This window comes from Brevundimonas sp. TWP2-3-4b2 (assembly GCF_049897345.1).
Taxonomy (GTDB): domain Bacteria; phylum Pseudomonadota; class Alphaproteobacteria; order Caulobacterales; family Caulobacteraceae; genus Brevundimonas.
Window position 1 is genome coordinate 30,769 of the sequence record NZ_JAFCWB010000007.1, and the last position, 22,575, is coordinate 53,343.

General features: G+C 68.1%; 18 protein-coding genes. 6 read left to right on the top strand and 12 right to left on the bottom strand.

Annotated elements, in window-relative coordinates:
- Positions 1–227: 227 nt before the first annotated feature.
- The 3 genes from ACP7AS_RS12230 to ACP7AS_RS12240 all read left to right on the top strand — a co-directional run bounded on the left by ACP7AS_RS12230 (position 228) and on the right by ACP7AS_RS12240 (position 3,441).
- Positions 228–1,238 (top strand): DUF4167 domain-containing protein, encoded by a 1,011-nt coding sequence (locus tag ACP7AS_RS12230; protein WP_426029139.1) that lies wholly within the window; start codon positions 228–230, stop codon positions 1,236–1,238.
- An 80-nt stretch (positions 1,239–1,318) separates the two neighbouring features.
- Positions 1,319–1,966, top strand: a complete 648-nt coding sequence (locus tag ACP7AS_RS12235) for a DUF4893 domain-containing protein (RefSeq protein ID WP_426029140.1) — start codon at positions 1,319–1,321, stop codon at positions 1,964–1,966.
- Positions 1,967–2,280: 314 nt separating this feature from the next.
- A complete protein-coding gene (locus tag ACP7AS_RS12240) occupies positions 2,281–3,441 on the top strand; it encodes an FAD-dependent oxidoreductase (RefSeq protein ID WP_426029141.1) in 1,161 nt (386 codons plus the stop codon).
- Positions 3,442–3,445: 4 nt separating this feature from the next.
- On the opposite strand, the gene ACP7AS_RS12245 is transcribed toward ACP7AS_RS12240, so the two are convergent.
- Together ACP7AS_RS12245 and ACP7AS_RS12250 are read right to left on the bottom strand one after the other, a co-directional pair.
- The gene (locus ACP7AS_RS12245; protein ID WP_426029142.1) at positions 3,446–5,089 is read right to left on the bottom strand and encodes a serine hydrolase; all 1,644 of its coding nucleotides are present in this window, start codon (positions 5,087–5,089) and stop codon (positions 3,446–3,448) included.
- 80 nt (positions 5,090–5,169) lie between these two features.
- Entirely contained in the window at positions 5,170–5,817 is a 648-nt protein-coding gene (locus tag ACP7AS_RS12250; protein WP_426029143.1) for a LysE family translocator, read from the bottom strand.
- 248 nt (positions 5,818–6,065) lie between these two features.
- On the opposite strand from ACP7AS_RS12250, the gene ACP7AS_RS12255 reads away from it, so the two are divergent.
- The 3 genes from ACP7AS_RS12255 (at position 6,066) to ACP7AS_RS12265 (ending at position 12,378) form a co-directional block, all read left to right on the top strand.
- Entirely contained in the window at positions 6,066–8,336 is a 2,271-nt protein-coding gene (locus ACP7AS_RS12255; RefSeq protein ID WP_426029144.1) for a TonB-dependent receptor domain-containing protein, read from the top strand.
- Between the two features lie 135 nt (positions 8,337–8,471).
- Positions 8,472–11,060 (top strand): ATP-dependent chaperone ClpB, encoded by a 2,589-nt coding sequence (gene clpB, locus ACP7AS_RS12260; protein ID WP_426029145.1) that lies wholly within the window; start codon positions 8,472–8,474, stop codon positions 11,058–11,060.
- Positions 11,061–11,622: 562 nt separating this feature from the next.
- Complete coding sequence (locus tag ACP7AS_RS12265) at positions 11,623–12,378, top strand: hypothetical protein (RefSeq protein WP_426029146.1); 756 nt, start codon at positions 11,623–11,625, stop codon at positions 12,376–12,378.
- 279 nt (positions 12,379–12,657) lie between these two features.
- Here ACP7AS_RS12265 and ACP7AS_RS12270 read toward each other — a convergent pair whose 3' ends face one another.
- The 10 genes from ACP7AS_RS12270 to infB all read right to left on the bottom strand — a co-directional run.
- Entirely contained in the window at positions 12,658–12,873 is a 216-nt protein-coding gene (locus ACP7AS_RS12270; protein ID WP_426029147.1) for a hypothetical protein, read from the bottom strand.
- 39 nt (positions 12,874–12,912) lie between these two features.
- Positions 12,913–13,392, bottom strand: a complete 480-nt coding sequence (locus ACP7AS_RS12275) for a hypothetical protein (protein ID WP_426029148.1) — start codon at positions 13,390–13,392, stop codon at positions 12,913–12,915.
- A gap of 410 nt (positions 13,393–13,802) precedes the next feature.
- The gene (gene pnp, locus ACP7AS_RS12280) at positions 13,803–16,037 is read right to left on the bottom strand and encodes a polyribonucleotide nucleotidyltransferase (protein ID WP_426029149.1); all 2,235 of its coding nucleotides are present in this window, start codon (positions 16,035–16,037) and stop codon (positions 13,803–13,805) included.
- 315 nt (positions 16,038–16,352) lie between these two features.
- On the bottom strand, positions 16,353–16,622 hold the full coding sequence (gene rpsO, locus ACP7AS_RS12285) for a 30S ribosomal protein S15 (RefSeq protein ID WP_055831653.1): 270 nt from the start codon (positions 16,620–16,622) through the stop codon (positions 16,353–16,355).
- 11 nt (positions 16,623–16,633) lie between these two features.
- A complete protein-coding gene (gene truB / locus ACP7AS_RS12290; RefSeq protein ID WP_426029150.1) occupies positions 16,634–17,566 on the bottom strand; it encodes a tRNA pseudouridine(55) synthase TruB in 933 nt (310 codons plus the stop codon).
- Entirely contained in the window at positions 17,566–18,087 is a 522-nt protein-coding gene (rbfA, locus tag ACP7AS_RS12295; protein ID WP_426029151.1) for a 30S ribosome-binding factor RbfA, read from the bottom strand. Before rbfA ends, truB begins: the two co-directional genes overlap by 1 nt.
- Positions 18,088–18,196: 109 nt before the next feature.
- On the bottom strand, positions 18,197–18,919 hold the full coding sequence (locus ACP7AS_RS12300; protein WP_426029152.1) for a DUF2459 domain-containing protein: 723 nt from the start codon (positions 18,917–18,919) through the stop codon (positions 18,197–18,199).
- Positions 18,916–19,596, bottom strand: coding sequence for a hypothetical protein (locus ACP7AS_RS12305; protein ID WP_426029153.1), 681 nt, complete (start codon positions 19,594–19,596; stop codon positions 18,916–18,918). The genes ACP7AS_RS12300 and ACP7AS_RS12305 overlap by 4 nt, the downstream gene beginning before the upstream one ends.
- 39 nt (positions 19,597–19,635) lie before the next feature.
- Positions 19,636–20,166, bottom strand: a complete 531-nt coding sequence (locus ACP7AS_RS12310; protein WP_426029154.1) for a hypothetical protein — start codon at positions 20,164–20,166, stop codon at positions 19,636–19,638.
- Positions 20,167–20,247: 81 nt separating this feature from the next.
- Positions 20,248–22,575, bottom strand: a 2,328-nt coding sequence (gene infB, locus ACP7AS_RS12315) for a translation initiation factor IF-2 (RefSeq protein ID WP_426029155.1), incomplete at its 5' end; no start/stop codon positions are given.

The window sequence follows — 22,575 nt, forward strand, 5'->3', positions numbered from 1 at the left end:
CTGTCTCCGACCCAAAACGCACGCGTTGGTCCGCGTCTGGCCCATCCACGCGCGCTCAGGGCATGTGAAGGTCTGGCCAGATCGGCCGGGCGGACCACGGGGAGATACGTATTTCCGATCACATCGTCAGCGGGGATTGGCCCCGGAACGAAGCGGAACGACCCAACGGACAGCACCCGAGGCCCTCCGCCCGGGATCGTCCCTCAAACAAAGCACGGTAGCGTCCGATGAGAGATTTCAAGGGCATGAAGCGTCAGCGCGGACGCAACAGGAAGCCCGGGAGCGGCGGCCAGGGCAATAACAACGCCAACGCCACCAATCCGAACCGGTCCTGGGACTCCCAGGGCCCCGAGAACATCAAGGTCCGCGGCAACGCCCAGACCGTCTATGAGCGCTACATGCAGCTGGCGCGCGACGCCTCGGCCGCCGGCGACCGCGTCCTGGCCGAAAACTACACCCAGCACGCCGAACACTATTTCCGCGTCCTGCGCGCCTTGCAGCCCTCGCGCCCGGTCAGCGAGATCGCCCAGCGCGAGCTGGCCGGCCAGGGCTTCGACATCGATTTCGAGGACGAGACCGGGGCCCAGGCCGCCGCCATCATGGCCGCCGAAAAGGTCGAGGCCGACCGTGTTGCCCTGATCGAGGCCCGCCAGCGCGAAAACGAAGAGCGCCAGAACGATCGCTTCAACGACCGTCCGAGCGACCGCCCCAACGACCGCCAGTCGGAACAGCCGCGCCGCGAATGGCGCGACCGCGACGACCAGCCCCGCCCCGACCGCGAACCGCGCGAACCTCGCGAGCCCCGTCCCGAAGGCGAGGCCACGACCAATGCCGACGGCAGCCGCCGCGAAACCCGCCGCGAACGTTGGGAGCGCCGCCAGCTTGAGCGCGGGGCCCGCTTCGACCGCGAAGGGAGCGAGTCCCAGGCCGACGGCGATGCACCGGTCCCGGCCGCCGACGAGCCGGCCGAGGCCCGCGTCGAACCGACCGAACGCACGGAACGTCCCGCCCGCGCCGAGCGCCCGGAGCGCGCCGAACGCGCCGAGCGCCGCCCGCGTCGCGACGCCGGCGTGGCGACCGAAGACGGTCCCTCGGCCCTGCCCGGCTTCCTGACCCGTTCAACGGCTCCGGCCCCGACAACTCCGGCCCCGGCACTGGCCGAAGCTGCCGCCGAAGAAACGCCGGCTCCCAAGCGCCGCGCCCCGCGTCGCAAGGTCGAGGCCCCCGCCGAGGACTGATCCGCCCCAGCCGCGAAGGCGCGCTTGACGCCGCCTTCGCGGACTGGCCCAAAGAGCGCCCGACCCGAACCGGAGCGCCCATGTCCCGCCTGTCGCGATCCCCGGCCCTGCTTGCCCTTGCGGCGCTGACCCTGACCGCCTGCGCCAGTGCCCCGCCGCCCCCGCCCCCGCCGTCGGTATCAAGCGCGACCCTGCGCGACTGGCGCGGCATCGTCACCTCGACCGACCGTGACCGCTACGCCCGCCGCGATGCCGCCTGGTCACTGGCCCTGCAGCAGGCGCGCCGCCAGACCGGCTCGGGCGACCTGCGCGCCGTCGGCGACCTGATCGACCCCGCCATCCGCCGCGCGCCGGTGACTCCGCCACCGGGCGACTATCGCTGCCGCACCGTCAAACTCGGCTCCCAGGGCGGCGAAGAGGGTCTCGGCTATGTCGTCTACGGCTGGTTCGGCTGCCGGATCGAACAGACCCCGCGCGGCCTGAAATTCTCCAAACTGACCGGCAGTCAGCGCCCGTCGGGCCTGCTGTTCCCCGAGAATGACCGCCAGATGGTCATGCTCGGCTCACTGGCCCTCGCCGAGGAGCCCGCCGCCAACTCCTATGGCCAGCGCCCCGACCGCGACCTGATCGCCGTGCTGGAGCGGATCGGTGACCGCCGCTGGCGCCTCGTCCTGCCCTGGCCCCAGGCCGAGTCCAATCTCGACGTGATCGAACTCATCCCCGCGTGACGGACAAGCCGCCTCCGAAACCCCGCAAACCCCGGGCGAAGAAGGCCGTTACCCCGACCGGTCCCCGGTCGGACCTTCGGTCAGCCCGCGGTCAGGCTATGGATCAAGAAATCCCGAAAGGCCGACGACCGCGGCTCCTGAAAGAAGAGGCCGCGTCGGATCGGGAGGTCCCGAAGGGCCGACGACCGCGGCCTCTCAAGAAAGACCTTCCGTCGGATCGGGAGGTCCCGAACGTCCGGAAAACACGGCGCGCCCGGGAGCAGTCGCTCGACATTCCATCCCCGCCGCGTCGCGCCCGCGCCACCGACATCGCCGTGATCGGGGCCGGACCCACCGGCCTCGCGGTCGCCCTGATGCTGGCCCGGCAGGGTCGCCGCGTCATGATCCACGAGCGGTTCGAGACGCCCCGCCCCGTCGGGGCCGGCTTCATGCTCCAGCCCACCGGCCTGCACGTCCTCGACCGGCTGGGCCTGACGCTCGCCGTCGAGGCCTGCGGCCAACCCATCGATCACATCTTCGGCCGCGAGGCGCGTCGGGGCCGCGTGGTTCTGGACGTCCGCTACAGCGACCTCAAACAGCCGCGGCAGGCCATCGGCATCCACCGCGCCGCCATGTTCGCCATCCTTCACGACGCCTGTATCGAGGCCGGCGTCGACTTCGAAACGGGGCGTGAGATTGTCGCCGCCGACGCGGGCCATCTGGTCGACAGCGCCGGTCGCCGCAGCGCCGCCTTCAACCTCGTCATCGACGCCTCGGGCGCGCGCTCGCCCATCGCCACGAGTCTGGGGGCCGAACGCCGCGACCTCGCCTGGGGCGCGCTCTGGACCACCGTTCCCTGGCCCGGCGCGCCGTTCGATCCGACCGCCCTGCAACAGGTCTATCTGGGGGCGACGCGGATGCTGGGGGTCCTGCCCTGCGGCACCCTCCCCGGCGCGCCGGCTGCGCCCATGGCGACCTTCTTCTGGAGCCTGAAGACCGAGATCTGGCCCGACTGGTACGCCCTGGGTCTGGGCACCTGGAAGGATCACTGCCTGCGCCTGTGGCCCGAACTGGCACCGGTCATGGACGCCATCACCGACCGCGAGCAGATGACCCTGGCCGCCTACGGCCACCACACCCTGGCCCGTCCGGTCGACGACCGGCTGGCCGTTCTGGGCGATGCCGCCCATTCGACCAGCCCCCAGCTGGGTCAGGGGGTGAACATGGGCCTTCTGGACGCCCAGGCCCTCGCCAACGCCCTGACGCAGCATCGCGACCTCGGCGATGCGCTTGCGGCCTATGCCCGCGCGCGGCGCTGGCATGTCCGGCTGTATCAGGCGCTGTCGCTCGGCTTCACGCCCTTCTACCAGGCCGACGGCCGCCTGCTGCCCTGGGTCCGCGACCATGCGCTCGGCAAGGTCGCGCGCCTGCCGCTGGCCCCCCGCCTGCTGGCGGCGACGGTGTCTGGCATCTTGCTGGACCCGAGAGCGCGCTGACGTCTCAGACCCTGGTCAGCCTCAGGTCCTGATAGTCGTACGAGAAGTCTGCGTCCGGACTCAGCGCCTTCATCGTCGCCGAGACCGGCGCCCCGGCCGCCAGGGTGAAGGTGATCAACAGGTCCTCTTCCCGCCTGTCGGTGAACCGCGTCCGCATCGTCTCGCCGTCATAGGCCTCGACCGGCCCGTCCAGCGCCGGGGTGCGGCTGAAGGCCAGCCACAGGCCGGTCTTGCGGTTGCGGCCCCGCCCGGTCGTGCGGCTTTCGATGACGATGTCACCATACCAGGGATCGCGCCATGTCCCGGCATAGGCCGCCAGCGGCAGGGACGGCGGCGCGCCCGCGGCCTGTTTCGCATCGATCTCCGCCGCCGCCTCGATCGATTTCGCATCCCCCACGGCCTTCAGCCGCACCCCGTCCGCGACCCAGTCGAATCCGGCCTTGCCCATGACGATGTCGGTAATGCCACTGCGCAGGGCCCGGGTCAGGAAGCTCTCTTCGGCATTGGTGAAATAGGAGAAACCCGCATTGCGCCCGGGGATCAGCACCGTGCCGGAGACATAGCCGGGAGCCCCGCCGCCGTGGGTGATCATCCGCTCGCCCCGATAGTCCTGAACCTGCCAGCCGGTGGCATAGGTCGAGGCGATGGCCCGCCCCGGCAGTTCCGCCGTCGGCCCGGCCGAGTTGGAGATCAGGATGTTGGGCCGCCACATCTCGTTGGCACGGGCTTCTGAATACAGCCGTGACCCGTCCGGCAGTTCGCCCCGCGCCAGCTGCACCGCGATCCATTTGGCCCAGTCGACCGGCGTGGTGACGAAACCGCCGGCCGCCCCCGCCGACGACCAGTTCCAGACCTCCTGGATCGACTGGCCGATGGTCTGCATCGCCCCCTGATACCGCAGCGGCGGTCCGACGCGGCCGTGCGGCAGGGCCGACTTCGCGGGGTCGGCCCCGGTCATCAGCGGCAGGGTTTCGGTCATGCCCAGCCGGTCCAGAATCCGTGTCTGGACGAAATCCTCCCACGCCATCCCTGAGGCCGCCGCCACCACCTCGCCCGCCACCACAAACATCAGATTGCAGTAGTGGTAGGTGGTCCGGAACGTGTCCTCGATCGGCACATGCGGCACGGCGGCCATGATCTCGGCCCGCGTCCGGTCGCTGTTGGGCCAGAACAGAAGGTCGCCGGCGCCGAGGCCGAAGCCGATCCGGTGGCTGACCAGATCGCGCACCGTGACCATGTCGTTCAGCTCGGGCTTGGACAGCGAGAAGCCGGGCAGATAGGTCCGCACGGGCGCGTCCCACTTCACCCTGCCCTCGTCGATCAGGATGGCCAGCGCCGCGCAGGTCACCGCCTTGGTGTTCGAGGCGATGGCGAACAGGGTGTGTTCGTCCACGGCCGCCCCGCCGACCGACCGCACCCCATAGCCGCGCGTCAGCACGGCCTGCCCGTCCTTGACCAGTGCCACCGACACCGCCGGCTGGTCGGGGAAGCCCGCCATGACCCGTTTCACATAGGCGTCGACCTGATCCGCCAGCGTCGCGCTGTCATTGGCCGCCTGCGCCCAGCCGACCGAAGGCAGCAGCGCCGCGGTGCCGCCCAGACCTGCGGAGGCGAACAGGGCCGATCGGCGGGTCAGACGGATGGACATGGCAGGCACTCCGGACAGGGTTGGGCGCGAACGCTAGCCCGCCCGCGCGGACCCTGTCCATCGCCGCCTCACCCCTCGACTCAGGCCCGCGTTTCCCAGGCCATCCACAGGGCCACCGCCACAATGCCCCCGGCCATGATGCCGCGCAGGACGCGCCCACGGGCGTGCGCCAGAACCGCGCCGCTGACCCTCGCCGCGCCCAGCACGATCAGGGCGTGAACCGCCACTGCCACACCCAGATGCAGTCCACCCAGGGTCAGGGCCTGCTTCAGGACCGATCCATGATCCGGGCGCATGAAGGTCGGCAGCAGGGCGACATAGAAGACCGCCGCCTTGGGGTTCAGCAGATTGCCCGTCATTCCGCGCAGGAACAGGCCCCGCAACGTCTGCCTCTCGTCCCGCTCCGCGGCGGCCGGGTCGCCGTCGCCGCGCCAGGCCTCCCACGCCAGCCACAGCAGAAAGATCACCCCCGCCCAGCGGATCAGCTGGAACAGCGGCGGCCAGATCAGCAGCACCTGCGTCAGACCGAACGCGGCCGCCAGCATCCATGCCGCCAGCCCGACCGTCACCCCCGCCACCGCGGCAAATCCGGCCGGCCGCCCGCGCGCCAGCGACACCAGAGCCAGCCAGCCCATGTTCGGCCCGGGCGTCAGCTCGATCAGGGCCACGGCCAGCAGAAAGGGGGCGATGACGGCGGGATCGACGGGCCAGGCTGTGTGGGGAATCAAGCGGGCGCTCCAGGGACCACGAAGGTCAGTCTCCCGACCTATCGCCTGCCCGGCGGGAAGACCAGAGACGGCCCCCGGCCACCCACCGTCGTCCCCGTGCGGGACGACCGCCAGTTGGCGGCGGAAACGTGACCGATTCTGAAGGCGGCGTAATGAAGAAGATGTAACTCGCTCCGGCTCCGGGCGACCGGTATGGAAAGGAAACTTGACGGGCTGAACCGCCCGACCACGCGCAGGGGGCGCACCTCATGACTTCCATCCGCTTCCTGCTGCTGGTCGGCACGGCCCTCGCGACCTCGTCGGGCGCAGCCTTCGCCCAAACCCCCGCCCCTGCCGCCCCGCCGCAGTCGAGGACGCCGGCTCCGGCTCCGGCCACGGCCGCCCCGCAGCAACAGACCCCGGCCGAGGGTGCCGAAAAGCCCGCCGAGGCCAGCACGCTCGGCGACGTGGTCGTCACCGCCCGGCCCAATGATGTCCGCACCTCCAGCGAGGGCACCAGCTACAGCCTCGCCAATGACCTGCAGGCTGCGACCGGCACCCTGGCCGAGGCCCTGCGCAACATCCCCTCGGTCGAAGTCGATCCCGACGGCAATGTCAGCCTGCGCGGCGATTCCAACGTCACCATCCTGGTCGACGGCCGGCCCGCCAGCCAGTTCAACGGTCCCAGCCGGGGCCAGCTGGTGCAGCAGATTCCCGCCTCCCAGTACGCCCGTATCGAAATCCTGACCAACCCGTCCGCCGCCTACAGCCCCGAGGGCTCGGGCGGGGTGATCAACCTGATCTCCAAACCGACGACCGTTCGTCCCGGACAGACCACGACCGGCTCGCTGCGCGCCAATATCGGCGACAGCGGCCGCTATAATTTCGGCGGCAGCGTCGCCCATGTGAACGGCCCCACCACCGTCTCGGCCGACGTCGGCCTGCGCCACGACGCCTTCCTGCAGGAACTCACCCGTCTGCGGACGCGGTTCGACGCCGGCTCCGGCCAGTTTCTCGAGGCCCGCCAGACCCAAGATGTCGAGGGCGATTCCGACAGCGCCTTCGTCCGCCTGGCGGTCGAGCATAATCTGGACGCCAAAACCCAGCTGGTCGGCGAGGCCCGCCACACCGATGTCGACAGCTTTGCCGACGCCATCGACCTGTACGCGGCCGACGCGGCCGGGGGCGGGATCGCCTCGGCCTATCGTCGTGCCTCGGGCGGCGGCTTCCAGGGCCAGTTCTCCGGAGCCACGGCCCGCGTCCTGCGCCGCTTCGACACCCAGGGCCATGAATGGTCCAACGAGCTTCGCTACGACCGCAACCGCTTCAGCTTCGGCTTCGCGACCTTCGCCGACCAGCTGATCCCCGTGGCCGCCCCGTTCAACGAACTGGTCGACAACCGGACCCGCCAGGACCAGATCGGCTTCACCAGCGCCTATGTGCGGCCGATGGCCAACGGGGCCAGGCTGCGCCTCGGCTATGAGCTTCAGACCATCGGACTGGAACTGGACAACGCCTTCGCGCGCGGCCCCTCGCCGACGACCCTGGTCCCCGACCCCACGGTGTCCAACGAGTTTCACGTCGATCAGACGGTCCACGCCCTCTACGCCACCTATGAGCGGCCCTTCGGCGCGAAGGTCACGGCCCAGTTCGGCCTGCGCCTCGAACAGGCGGATCTCGAGCTCGACCAAGTCACCACCAACATCCAGTCGTCGCAGGACTATTTCCGCGCCTATCCGACCCTGAACGTCTCGTACCAACTGAGCGAGGCCCAGACCCTGCGCGCCAGCTATGGCCGTCGTATCCAGCGCCCCGGCCCCGGAGATCTGAACCCCTTCCTGACCTATCAGGACAACCTCAACCTTCGCTCCGGCAACGCCACCCTGCTGCCGCAGGAGACCGACGCGCTGGAGCTGATCTGGGGTTATCGCCAGCAGCAGACCTTCTACCAGGCCACCCTCTATTACCGAGACACGCGCGACGCCTTTACCCCGGTCACCAGCGATCTGGGCGGCGGCGTCTTCCTGACGCGGCCCGAAAACCTCGGGGCCAACACCTCGACGGGGCTGGAACTGGTGGCCAGCGGGGCCCTGCATCCGACCCTGCGCTACAACGCCAGTCTGAACGTCTTCCGGCAGGAGATCGACGCCGCCGGTCTGGTCGGCACCGTCGACAGCTCCGGCCAGAGCGTCTCGGGCCGGCTGACGCTGAACTGGACCCCGACGCAGAAGGATTTCTTTCAGGTGGCGGGCATCTGGGGCGGCGAGCAACTTCTGGCCCAGGGCTCGCGGGAGCAGTCGACCCTGGTCAACCTCGGCTATCGCCGCAAGCTCAGCGCCTCCTGGTCGCTCAATGTGACGGTCCGCGACGCCTTCGATGATTTCGGGTCGAGGACCACCATCGCCACCCCCACCTTCACCGACACCACGGACCAGGTGTTCGGCGGTCGGGCGGCCTTCATCGGCCTGACCTGGAATTTCGGGGGTGGCCAGCGACGGCCGGAGCAGTTCGACTTCACGGCCCCGACCACCGGCGGATGATTCCGCCGGCTTCGGTCGGCCCCCCAGCCGCCCCCTTGCGTGGCGTTTCGGTCACACCCACCTGAGCTGCAGCCGCACGGCGCGTTGCTTGCATCAGAGGGCGCGTCGGCATGATCCGCCATCAGGGGATGCACCGTGAATCTCGACCTCTACTCCGACCGCGCCAAACAGGCCGTCCAGTCCGCCCAGTCGCTGGCCCTCGCCCGGCGGCACCAGCAGTTCGCCCCCGAACACCTGCTCAAGGTGCTGCTGGAAGAGCGCGACGGCCTGGCCCGCAACCTGATCACCGCCGCCGGCGGCGACGCCGCGCGCGCCGAGACCGCCACCGAGACCGCCCTCAAGAAGCGCGCCCAGGTCTCGGGCGGCTCGGGCCAGCTCTATCTGGACGGCGACACCGCCCGCGTCTTCTCGACCGCCGAGGCCGCCTCGAAAAAGGCCGGCGACGCCTTCGTCACCACCGAACGCATCCTCTCCGCCATCGCGCGTGAAGGCGGTGTGGCCGCGGAAGTGCTGAAATCCGTCGGCGCCACGCCCGACAAGCTGGACGCCGCCATCGCCGATGTCCGCAAGGGCAAGACCGCCGACAGCGCCGGGGCCGAGGATGCCTATGACGCCCTCAAACGCTATGCCCGCGACCTGACCCTCGCCGCCCGCGACGGCAAGATCGATCCGGTCATCGGCCGCGACGAGGAGATCCGCCGCACCATCCAGGTCCTCGCCCGCCGGACCAAGAACAACCCCGTCCTGATCGGCGAGCCCGGCGTCGGCAAGACCGCCATCGTCGAGGGTCTGGCCCTGCGCATCGTCAACGGCGACGTGCCCGAGAGCCTGCGCGACAAGGTCGTCATGGCGCTCGACATGGGCTCGCTGATCGCCGGCGCCAAATACCGCGGCGAGTTCGAGGAGCGGCTCAAGGCCGTGCTGGCCGAGGTCACCGCGGCCGAGGGCGGCATCATCCTGTTCATCGACGAGATGCACACCCTGGTCGGGGCCGGCAAGGGCGACGGGGCCATGGACGCCTCCAACCTGCTCAAGCCCGCCCTCGCGCGCGGCGAGCTGCACTGCGTCGGCGCCACCACCCTCGACGAGTACCGCAAATACATCGAGAAGGACGCGGCCCTGGCCCGGCGCTTCCAATCGGTCTTCATCGACGAGCCCTCGGTCGAGGACACGGTGTCGATCCTCCGTGGACTGAAGGAAAAATACGAGGTCCACCACGGGGTGCGGATTTCCGACAGCGCCATCGTCGCCGCCGCCACCCTGTCGAACCGCTACATCACCGACCGCTTCCTGCCCGACAAGGCCATCGACCTGATCGACGAGGCGGGCTCCCGCGTCCGCATGGCCGTCGATTCCAAGCCCGAGGCCCTGGACGAGATCGACCGCCGCACGGTCCAGCTCAAGATAGAACGCGAGGCCCTGAAGAAGGAGACCGACAAGGCTTCAGTGGCGCGTCTTGAGAAACTTGAGGACGAGATCGCCGATCTCGAGGGCCAGTCCGAAGACCTGACCGCCCGCTGGAAGTCGGAAAAGGAAAAGGTCGGCCAGGGGGCGCAGCTGCGCGAAACCCTCGACCGCCTGCGCGCCGAACTGGCCGCCGTCCAGCGCGCCGGCGACCTCGGCCGCGCGTCAGAGATCGCCTATGGCCAGATCCCCCAGATCGAGAAACAGCTGGCCGAGGCCGAGGCCGCCGAATCCGACGGCAAGGGGCCTCTTACGCCCGAGGTCGTCGACGCCGAACAGATCGCCCAGGTCGTCAGCCGCTGGACCGGCGTCCCGGTCGACAAGATGCTGGAGGGCGAGCGCGAGAAACTGCTCAAGATGGAGGATGCCCTGCGCGGTCGCGTGGTCGGTCAGGACGCCGCGCTCGAGGCCGTCTCCGATGCCGTGCGCCGCGCCCGCGCCGGCCTCAATGACCCCAACCGTCCGCTGGGCAGCTTCCTCTTCCTCGGCCCCACGGGCGTCGGCAAGACCGAACTGACCAAGGCCTTGGCCGCCTTCCTGTTCGACGACGAGGCCGCCATCACCCGCATGGACATGTCCGAATATATGGAGAAGCACAGCGTCTCCCGCCTGATCGGCGCCCCTCCCGGCTATGTCGGCTATGACGAGGGCGGGGCCCTGACCGAAGCCGTCCGTAGACGGCCTTATCAGGTGATCCTGTTCGACGAGGTCGAAAAGGCCCACCCCGACGTCTTCAACGTCCTGCTCCAGGTGCTGGACGACGGCCGCCTGACCGACGGCCAGGGCCGCGTCATCGACTTCAAGAACACCCTGATCATCATGACCAGCAACCTCGGCTCCGAAGCCCTGGCCGGTCAGGGTGAGGGCGACGACGTCGAGAGCGTCCGCCCCTATGTCATGGAACAGGTCCGCGGCCATTTCCGTCCCGAATTCCTCAACCGCATCGACGAGATCATCCTGTTCCGCCGGCTCGGCCGCGACCAGATGTCGGGGATCGTCCGTATACAGCTTTCCCGCTTCGAAAAGCTGCTCGCCGACCGCCGCCTGACCCTGTCGCTGGACGACAGCGCCGCCGCCTGGCTGGCCGACAAGGGCTACGACCCGGTCTACGGCGCGCGGCCCCTCAAGCGCGTCATCCAGAAGGACCTCGTCGACCCGATCGCCCGCAAACTGCTGGCCGGCGAGATCGAGGACGGGAGCGTGATCGCGGTGTCAGCGGGGGCAGAGGGGCTGGAGATCGGGAAGGCGCGGGTGCATTAGGGAGCGGCAAACAATCTAGGGCTTACGCGACTCGAAAATCCACGTGATGTTGGGAGATGCTTTCGCTCGATGAAATCGATCGCCTCCTCGCTTCAACCAAAGTTGTTGGGGGTCAGCCCAGTTGGCGTGAGGATCCGACGAGCAGCGGTCGCGCCCTGTTGGTAGTGCCGCTATTGCTCGACGAAGTCGCCGTCAGCGGGCTGGAAGTTCGAGGCAACGCTACAATCCGAACACAGCGCCAATCCGCGAGCTTGGTGCTGGTGGCTGCTGGCGATCCAATTCAGAGACTGAGCTTTAGGCCTAAGGCGGAGCACATTAACTCGCTGAGAACCGATTTGCCCCGCGATCTCCGCGGGAGCCGACTGCCTGCCGATGTGACACGCTTCTATCCTTGGGAGTTAAACCGACGTTGGCCCCGCCAACGGCAGCCTCGCGAGCGGTACGATGGACATCGCGTGGAACCGGCTATGACCGATTTCGACGCAGCGATGATGTTCTTCCTCGAGAGATGCAATATTGTAGGGAGCATTCCGCCCCCGCCTCATCGGCCGGAACTTTTCTAGTGTCAGACCAATACGAAGTCCTGAGAGACGCGATCACTGGTAGCCAGCAACCTTGGTTCGCCGACGGCCTCATTCGCGTACCCACAACCACACTGTTTCCGAGTGGTGAGGTTATCAACCTCGCGATAGCCCCTAATCGAAGCGGCGGCTTCCGCGTCTCGGATGATGGTTTGGGCCGTTCAGCCGTGCTGGATGAGGGTGTTCACCACATGCGTCCCGGTGACCGCCGACGGGCTGAGGCGATCGCAGAACAGTCCGGCATTCGTTTTGAAGGCGATGCTTTCGTCGCTGACGACGTCGGCGCGCAGAATCTCGTCACCGCTATGGCGTTGGTTGCCGAGGCCTCACGTGCTTGGGCCACCCAGATGTTGGATCGGTCGGTGAGGCTCCGTGAGCGAGCGCTGTTCGAGGTGGTCAAAGACAAGCTGGAACGTGCCTATTCCTCGCCGATGGTCCAATCGAAAGTCGCGGTGCTCGGAGCAAGCAGCAGCCAGTATGACTTCGATTTTGGTGTGAAGCTCAGTGACGGTCGGATCGCACTGTTTGAGATCATTAGTCCCGCCCCGCCGTCGGTGGCCTTTGCGCATACCAAGTTTTCGGACGTCCAGCGGGCGCAGCCTGAGTGGCCCCGAGAGGCGGTTGTCGAGAACCTCAGTGATTGGCCCTCGGAGTCGCTTGCTCTCCTGTCGCAAGTCACCTCTCACGTCCGTCCTGCTAGTGCGGAGTGGAAGGATTTGCCTCTGATGGCGGCTTGAGGCTTACGCCTCCTAACCCCCAACCGCGGCATCACCTCCACGCCTCGCACGGAAAGATCGTGCAGTGCGTGTGTCCCTCGAACAGCCGCGCACTCGCCCGATCTGAGAGGGCTTGAGCGCACGGCGGCATAGCCGTCGTTCTGGCGCGAAAGGGTGAGGGTCGACTGTCCGGAGGCGGCTTCGCCGCTTCAACCGCCCGACCCTCATCCGGCCCTCCGGGCCACCCGTCGTCGGCTCGCATGCGAGCCTCCTCCACCCAATGGGAGAAGGGTCCTGAAATCAGTACATCCAGCCGAACACGTCGGCGAAGCTGGCAATGGCGCGGGCAATGGGCGGTTCGAACAGTGTGCCCGGAACCATCAGGCTGGCGACTTCGACCGTAACCGACACCCCGAGCCCGACCCACCAGGCCGGATGCACCGAACGCCGGGTCGCGAAATCGTGGATCATCCCCGCCACGATGAACAGCTTGGTCGTGACGATGGCGGCGGGCATGGCCCAGTCGTTGAAGCCGAAGGCCCCGACCCACAGCCGTTAGGTCCCCGCCGCGATCACCGTCGCGGCCGCGCTGATCATCAGCCGTTTGTGCCACTCCGGCCGCCCGCGATTCAGCAGCGCCGCGATATAGAAGCCGAGGAACAGCACCAGACCCGCCGCGATCGGCACCCCGAACGATTTCCAGAAGGGCGCGCCCTGGCCCAGCAGCGCTTGCTGCACTTTGACCCCGACCACCAGAAAGCCGGTGAAGCCCATGGCCGCGACCAGCAGCAGGCTGCCCGCCCCCAGCGCCCGGTGCACGGCGAAGGCCCGCCGGGCCAGCGTCGCCTGCACCGGCAGCAGGGCACACCAGACCAGATAGACGATCCCGTGCGCATGAACCGCCCAGGACACCGGGGCATAGGTCCCCGTGGCCAGCGGGCCCAGATAGGTGAAGGCGAACCCGGCGAACGCCGTCAGCGAAATCGCCAGCGCCAGCGCAGGAAAGAACCAGTCCCGTCGACCCTCGATCGCCATGACGCCCCCCTCTTCCCGGACCCCTAGAATGGCGAGGGTTCGCGCCCCTGTCACGCCCCTCTCCCGTTGAGAGAGGGCTTGAGCGCACGGCGGCGTCAGCCGTCGTCCTCGCGCGAAAGGCTGAGGGCCGACTTTCCGGGGGCAATTCGCCGCTTCATCCACCCCCAGCCAGACTATTCCGCCCGCCCAACCCCTTGATCCCGCACACCCTCCCCCCATCACCAGCGTCCTGAACCCGCCGCACCTGGCGGCCGTGCCAGACTGCCCCACCCCCTCACGGTGACGGGCAACCCCGGGCAGGATTTCAGACGATTCAGACGATTCAGACCCCATTTTCAGTCCAGGCGGAGTCTGAAAAAGGCCCCGGTGTTTCCACCGGGGCCCCCTTCATTCAGCGTTGTCGCCGCGTTCTAGCGACGGCTGCGACCGCGATCGCGATCGCCGCCACCGCTGCCTTCACGCTTGGGACGGCCGCCGGTGTCGTCCGACAGGGCCGGTTCACCGCGTTCGGCGCGCTCGGCGTTGATCCTGTCGGTGATGTCCTCACCGGTTTCCTGATCGACGACCTTCATCGACAGCTTGGTCTTGCCGCGATCGTCCATGCCCAGGAATTTGACCTTGACCTCCTGGCCTTCGCTCAGGACGTCGGCCGGGTTGGCGACGCGTTCCAGGCTGATCTGGGACACGTGGACCAGGCCGTCCTTGGCCCCGAAGAAGTTCACGAAGGCGCCGAAGTCGACGACCTTGACGACCTTGCCGGAGTAGATGGTGCCGGGCTCGGGCTCGGACACGATCGACATGATCCAGGCCTTGGCGGCGTCGATCTTTTCCTGGTCCGAGGCGGCGATCTTGACCGTGCCGTCGTCGTCGATGTTGATCTTGGCGCCGGTCTTTTCGACGATCTCGCGGATGATCTTGCCGCCGGTGCCGATGATGTCGCGGATCTTGTCGGTCGGAACCTTGATGGATTCGATCTTCGGCGCGTACTCACCCAGTTCGGTGCGGGCGCCGTCGATGGCCTTGTCCATCTCGTCGAGGATGTGCAGACGGCCGGCCGAAGCCTGGGCGATCGCCTTGCGCATGATCTCTTCGGTGATGCCCGCGACCTTGATGTCCATCTGCAGGGACGTAATGCCCTCGCGCGTGCCGGCCACCTTGAAGTCCATGTCGCCGAGGTGATCCTCGTCACCCAGGATGTCGGACAGGATGGCGAACTCGCCCGACGGCTCGAGGATCAGGCCCATGGCGATGCCCGAGACGGGACGCTTCAGCGGCACGCCCGCGTCCATCAGCGCCAGCGAGGCGCCGCAGACCGACGCCATCGAGGACGAGCCGTTGGACTCGGTGATCTCGGACACGATGCGGATGGTGTAGGGGAAGTCTTCCGAGCTCGGCAGCATCGGGCGGATCGCCCGCCAGGCCAGCTTGCCGTGACCGATTTCCCGACGGCCCGCGCCGCCCATACGTCCGGTCTCGCCGACCGAATAGGGAGGGAAGTTATAGTGGAGAAGGAATTTCTCCTTGTAGGTCCCCGACAGGGCGTCGACGTACTGCTCGTCCTCGCCGGTGCCCAGGGTGGCGACCACGATGGCCTGGGTTTCACCGCGGGTGAACAGGGCCGAACCGTGGGTGCGCGGGAAGACGCCGACTTCCGAGACGATGTCGCGGACCTTGTCGAGCGCACGACCGTCGACGCGGTGGCCGTTGTCGATGATGTCGCGACGCAGGACGTGGGCTTCGCATTCCTTGAAGGCCGCGCCGAACTTGGCGGAATCGACGCCGTCCGGGTTCTCGTCGGTCTTCACCAGCTTGGCGGCGGCGGCCTTCTTGGCCACGTCGACGCCGTTGCGGCGCTCGTATTTGCCGGCGTGGGTATAGGCCGACTTGATGTCCTTGCCGACCAGCTTCTGGATCGCGGTGACGACCGCCGAGTGATCCTCGGCCTGGAAGTCGAACGGCTCCTTGGCGGCGTGTTCGGCCATTTCGATGATGGCCTCGATCACCGGCTGCATGCCGCGATGCGCGAACATCAGGGCGTTCAGCATGATCTCTTCCGACAGCTCCTTGGCTTCGGATTCGACCATCATCAGGGCGTCCTGGGTGCCGGCGACGACGAGGTCGAGCTGGCTCTCGGGCAGCTGGTCCAGGGTCGGGTTCAGAACGTATTCGCCGTCGATATAGCCGACGCGCGCGGCGCCGATCGGGCCCATGAAGGGCACGCCCGAGATCGTCAGGGCGGCCGAGGCGGCGACCAGGCCGACGATGTCGGGGTCGTTCTCCATGTCGTGCTGCAGCACGGTGACGACGACCTGGGTCTCGTTCTTGAAACCCTTGACGAACAGCGGGCGGATCGGGCGGTCGATCAGGCGGGAGACCAGCGTCTCCTTCTCGGTCGGACGGCCTTCACGCTTGAAATAGCCACCGGGGATCTTGCCCGCGGCGAAGGTCTTTTCCTGGTAGTTGACGGTCAGCGGGAAGAAATCCAGGCCCGGCTTGGGCGCGCGACCGTAGACGACGGTGGCGAGGACGACGGTCTCGCCGTAGGTGGCCAGAACGGCGCCGTCGGCCTGACGGGCGATACGGCCCGTTTCCAGCGTCAGCGGGCGGCCGGCCCAGTCGATCGTCTTGCGTTTGATATCGAACATGTTTCGTCTTTCGTATCCCGCGGGCGGATTCCGCGCGGGGTCCCATCAGTGGGTGGAGCGTCGGGCGTTCAGTCCTTCGGTCCATGGGCGTCCGCGCCATCGCGAACCGCCCGGGAAGAAGAGGACCGGTATGGCCCTCGCGTCATGCGGATGCTTCCGCATCCTTGTATTCACCGTGCATCCCGGCGAAGGCCGGGATCCAGATGGAGATCGCCAGCCTCGGAAGATCGAGTCTGTGATCTGGGTCCCGGCATTTGCCGGGATGAGCGGAATAGAAAAAGGGCCCGCGAACGGGCCCCTCCACAACCCCTGCGCTTAGCGGCGCAGGTTCAGCTTGCCGATCAGGGCGGTGTAACGCTCGCGATCGACCTTCGACAGGTGGTCCAGAAGGCGACGACGCTGCGAGACCATCTTGAGCAGGCCGCGGCGCGAGTGGTTGTCCTTCTTGTGGGTCTTGAAGTGTTCGGTGAGGTTGGCGATGCGTTCCGACAGGATCGCGACCTGAACCTCGGCCGAGCCGGTGTCGCCGGCGGTGCGGGCGTTATCGGCGATGACTTCGTTCTTGCGTTCAGCAGTAATCGACATCGGGGGAGCTCCTAAAGGAGGTTAAAAACGCGGTCGGGTTCTAGCCGGCCGGCCCGCAACTGACCGAGAGCGACGAGGGTCTGTCCCTGGAAGGCTGAAACGGTTCTGGAGCCGTCCCGAAGGCGGCCTTTGAGCGTTTCGACCTGTCGGGGGAGCAGAACGATCGGTCGTCCCTGACGAAGCGAGAAGGCGTCCTGATCCGTCACGGCCAGCTCCGGGATGTCGTCCAGGGCGGTCGCGACGGGAAGCAAGCCTTCCGAGGCGGCGTCCCTATGCACCAGATCGGTCAGGAAATCCAGCGTGACGGCGTTTTCCGTCGAGAACGGCCCGACCCGCTCGCGTCGCAAGGCGGAAACATGCCCCTCGGCCCCCAGCAGCGCCGCAAGGTCGCGCGCCAGCGAGCGCACATAGACCCCCTTGCCGGTCCGCATGGTAATCTCGACATGGTCCGCGTCCGGCGCATCGGTGACGGCCGCCTCGTGGATCATCACCCGGCGGCTGGCCAGCTCGAACTCGGCACCCTCGCGGGCCAGATCATAGGCCCGCTGGCCGTCGACCTTGATGGCGCTGAACTGCGGCGGCACCTGATCGATCTCGCCGACAAAGGCCGGCAGCGCCGCGCGCACGGCCTCGACGTCGGGCCGCACGTCCGAGCGGGCGGTGATCTCGCCCTCGCGGTCGAGGCTGTCGGTCGAAACGCCCCAGTTGATGGTGAAGCGATAGACCTTCTGCGCCTCCATCATGAAGGGCACCGTCTTGGTCGCCTCGCCCAGCGCGATCGGCAGGATCCCGCTGGCCAGCGGATCCAGCGTCCCGGCGTGCCCCGCCTTCTGCGCGTCGAACAGCCGGCGCACCTTGGAGACCGCCTCGGTCGAGCCCATGCTGAACGGCTTGTCGAGACAGATCCAGCCGTTGACGATCTCGCCCTTCTTGCGGCGACCCATCAGGACTCGTCCTTTGGCCCTGTCGCGTGTTGCGCTGCCTGAGGGCCGTCCGGCCTGTCGCTGTCGTCCGCGTCGTCATCCTCAAAGGGCGAGACATAGACATCGGCGCGCACGCGGGGGTCGTCCAGCAGCCGGTTCAGGCGTTCGGCGGCGGCGAAGCTTTCGTCGTGGCGGAAGCGCAGGTCGGGGGTGAAGCGCATCTCGATATGCCGCCCCAGGGCCCCGCGCAGGAATTTGGCGTGGACGTTCAGCGCCTTGACGATCGCGTTGATATGGCCCGCGACCGGCGCCGTGTCGACGCCGGCACCCAGCGGCTCGACGAAACAGGTGGCGTGCTTCAGGTCCGGCGACAGCCTCACCTCGGTGACGGTCACCGACACGCCGGTCAGGGCGTCGTCGCGGATTTCGTTCTCGCGCATGACCTCCACCAGGGCGTGGCGGATCATTTCCGAGGCGCGCAGCTGACGCTGGCTGACGGTTCCGGCCTTGGCGGCGGGCTTTTTGGGTTTGCGGTTGCTCATCGTCTTGTCCTCGTCGCCCGCCGGGGATCGGACCCGGCCTGGAAGCGATGTCGCAGCGGCTCGGAAAGCGAAACCTTCCGGGCGCGGCGAAATTGAAAGAGGGCGGGGTCTAGTCCCGTGAGCGCGCGGTGTCCAATTCGGCGCGGTCAATCGTGGCCATCACCTCGGCCGATGTCACCGACCGAAGCGGCCGCACCGGCAGGCCCGCGGCGTTCAGCACCCCCGCGCTCCAGTGATTGCACAGATGCCCGATCCAGAAATGTTCGTGGCTGGCGAAGAAACGCGCATCGTCGCCGGGACGCGCGACCACCAGCCGCGCCTTCCCGCCATTCAGCGCCAGCGAGCCCTCGATATGGTCGGCCATGGCGTCGAAGCCCGCCGCCGAAAGTCGAACAGTGCGGCGGCTCTCGAGGGCGTAGGCGGTGCGCGGATCGTTCCGGACCGGGTCCAGCATGATCACCGAGGCGTTGCCGGGCATGAAGAAGGCGCGGAGTCCGTCCGCAAGGCGGCTCTCCATCGGGCGCTGATCCACGTAGAATTTTGCGTCGCCCCAACCGATCAGGACCCAGCCTCCCGGGGCCAGACCGCGCACGGCGTCCGCCAGTAGACCGGGCCGCGCCTCAAGCGCCCGACGGGGAACCGCGAGGTCGGTGTGGAACCCGTTGTCCAGCAGATGGACCTCGACACTGGCCTCGACACCGCCCGCGTCGACGCGGGCAGGCCAGCGCCCAGGGTCCCCCGGCGCCGTCCATGTCCACAGGGCCGCGATCGTCGCGAGGATGGCGACGGCCGCAAAACGCTTCAGGCCCCACGAGTCCCGGCGGCGCTTCATCGCCCGCGGAAGCGCCAGACGCCGCACAGGGCCGTGACGGGCGCATCCGGTCCCACGACCGTCCGAACCCGAAACACCATCAGATCGACCCGGTCGCCCCGATACAGCAGGGCGACCACGCCGGGCTGCACGCCTCCGCAGAGCGTCGAAACCGGAACCGGCCGCCGCCCCGTCGGCACGATCCGGCGCAGTTCGATCTGGGCATCACCGGGCGCATCCAGCCTGTCGGCAAAGGTCTGCCCTGCGACAAAAGCCTCGCGCGCGGCCGCGATCCTGAGCGGCCGGGTGCGGAAGACCTCGCCGGTCTCGAACCGGACCTCGGCACCGACAAAGGCGACGCTGCCCGTGGCTTCTCGTGTTGCATCGTCGGCAGGCTGGAACTCACCGGTCAGGATCACATCCGTCGGGGCCGCCGTCGCTGTCCGGGGCTCGGTCTGGACCGCCGCCTTCAGACCGGACAGGCCCTCGGATGTGCCGGCAGGCAGACGCCCCGCCCAGTCCGCGACCTGGGCGGCCATCTGACCGGCGGCGGGGGCAGCGTCGTCCCGGATGGCACGCCAGGCCCCGACGGCCTGGCGATTGTCGATGGCCAGCAGGAACAGCACCAGACAGACGAAGGCCAGCCCGCCTGCGAGGCGTTTCAGTCCGGTCTGTCGAGGCAGGGTGGCGGCAGGCATCGCCGCAACCTTAGCGAGGCCGGACGAAGAGGTGAACGGCTATCGCGCGACAGGCGCGTTCGGTTCGTCCGCGACGCCGCCGGCCGGCGGAACCGTCCATTCGCCGCGCCAGTCGTAGGACAGCTCCACACAGTGCCGATAGGTCCCGTCCGGCCATCGTCCCACGGCGTGGACGGTCAGCGGCCGGGCCAGCCTGACGCGCCCCAGAACCATCCAGGTCTCGTCCGAGCCGGGGCAGAGGGCGCGCCCCAGCGCCCGGCCACCGCCCTCGGGCGCGATCGCATAGACGGCCGTTTCCGGAGACCCGGCCGGAAGGGCGCGCCTTACGGCGTCAGGGCCGCCGCGACGAACCTCGGCCGAACCACCCCGGGAAAAAGACAGGATCCGGCGCACGCTGATGGCACCGAACAACCCGCGTTCTGCCTCCAGGGTGATGCTCCGGGTCAGGGCCTGGGTGATCCGGTCGGAGGCGTTGTAGGCGAGATAGCGCGTCTCGGCCGAGGCCGGACCGGCCCAGACAAACTGGGTGAGGGCGGACAGGGTCAGGACGGCGATCAGGAAACGGCGCATGCGATCTGATCTCCGACAGTTAAGGCGAAAAGGCGGCGCTCACGCGCCGCCTTCGCTTTGGTTTCATCGATCCGACGCGCCCTAGTCGAGCGTGCGCTTGATCTCTTCGACCGTGAAGCACTCGATGTAGTCGCCGGCCTTGATGTCCTGGAAGCCCTGGAAATGCATGCCGCACTCCTGGCCCGACGGGACCTCGTTGACCTCGTCCTTGAAGCGTTTGAGCGTCGTGAGCGTGCCCAGTTCCAGAACCACCACATCGTCGCGGATGATCCGGACCTTGGCACCCTTGCGGACGACGCCCTCGGACACCCGGCAACCGGCGATCTTGCCGGTCTTGGAGATGTCGAAGACCTGCAGCACGGCGGCGTTGCCGAGGAAGGTTTCGCGTTGCAGCGGGGCCAGCATGCCGGACAGCACGCCCTTCATGTCGTCCAGCAGGTCGTAGATGATCGCATAGTAGCGGATCTCGACACCCTCGCGCTCGGCCAGGTCGCGGGCCTGTTTCGAGGCACGGACGTTGAAGCCCAGGATCGGCGCGCCGGCCGACTTGGCCAGCTGGACGTCGCTCTCGGTGATACCGCCGGCGCCCGACATGACGGTGCGCGCGCGGACCTCCTCGTTGCCCATCTTGTCGAGCGAGCCGACGATGGCCTCGGCGGAGCCCTGCACGTCGGCCTTGATGATGACCGGCAGTTCCGAGACCTTCTTGGACTGCAGCTTGGACATCATGTCGACCAGGCTGACCTGGTTGATGCCGCCCGTGGCCTTCTCGCGCTTGATGCGGTCACGGTATTCGGTCAGCTCGCGGGCGCGGGCCTCGTTCTCGACCACGGCGAACGGATCCCCGGGGCTGGGCGCTTCGTCCAGACCCAGAATCTCGACCGGCACCGACGGACCGGCTTCGGTCAGCTGTTCGTTGCGTTCGTTCAGCAGGGCGCGAACCTTGCCCCAGGCCGAACCGGCCACGACGATGTCGCCGCGCTTCAGCGTGCCGCGCTTGACCAGGACGGTCGCGACCGGGCCGCGGCCCTTGTCCAGCTTGGCCTCGATGACCACGCCTTCCGAGGAGCGTTCGGGATCAGCCTTCAGGTCCATGACCTCGGCCTGCACCAGAATGGCGTCGATCAGACCGTTCAGGTTGGTCCGCTCCTTGGCCGACACCTCGATGATCTGGGTGTCGCCACCCAGGCTTTCGGCGATGACCTCGTACTGCAGCAGTTCATTGACGACCTTCAGCGGGTTGGCGCCGGGCTTGTCGACCTTGTTCACCGCCACGATGATCGGGGCCCCGGCCGCCTTGGCGTGCTGGATAGCCTCGACCGTCTGGGGCATGACGCCGTCGTCGGCGGCCACGACCAGAACCACGATGTCCGTCACATTGGCGCCGCGCGCCCGCATCGCCGAGAAGGCGGCGTGGCCGGGCGTGTCGAGGAAGGTGACGCGGGCATCGTTCGGCAGGCGGACCTGATAGGCGCCGATATGCTGGGTGATACCGCCGGCCTCGCCCGAAGCGACGTCGGTGGTGCGCAGGGCGTCCAGCAGGCTGGTCTTGCCGTGGTCGACGTGGCCCATGATGGCCACGACCGGCGCGCGGGGCGTGGTCGCCTCGTCGTCGATCGCGTCGGACAGGAAGCCCGTCTCGACGTCGGATTCCGAGACGCGGCGAACGGTCATGCCGAATTCATCGGCCACCAGTTCGGCGGTGTCGGTGTCGATCACGTCGGTGATCTTCATCATCAGGCCCTGACGCATCAGGAATTTGACGATGTCGACGCCGCGCACGGCCATCCGGTTGGACAGTTCCTGCACGGTGATGATGTCGGGAATGACGACTTCACGCGCGGTCTTGGGCGCGTCGGTCGAGCCGCCCTTGCGCTTTTCCTTCTCGCGTTCGCGGGCACGGCGGACCGAGGCCAGCGAGCGCATCCGCTCGGCGGTGTCGCCGTCGCCGGCGACCGACTGGATGGTCAGGCGGCCTTCGCGGCGCTTGGGTTCGCCGCGCGTGCGGCTGACGGCCTTGCCGGCGTCCGAGAAACGCTTGTCGCGATCGTCCTCGGGCTTCAGCGGCTTGGCGAAGCCGCCGCCGGGCGCACGAGCCGGGCGCAGGACATTAGCCTCGGCCGGTGGCGCGTTCGGGGTCGGGCGACCCCCGGGGCCGGTGCGCGGGCCCGGACGGGCGGCGCCGGGCGCGGGGCGCGGGGTCAGGGCCGAATAGCGGACGGGCTCGGCCGGACGACCGGCGGGACCCGCCGGACGGGCCGGAGCGGGCCGGTCGGAATAGGCGCGCTCACCGCCGCGCCATCGAACTGGCGACCCAGGCCCAGGCCCAGCGTGCCGAGACCGCCGCCGCCGAACAGGCGCGCCGCGACCAGGCGGCCCATGAACAGGCCGCCGCCACCGCCCAGGCCG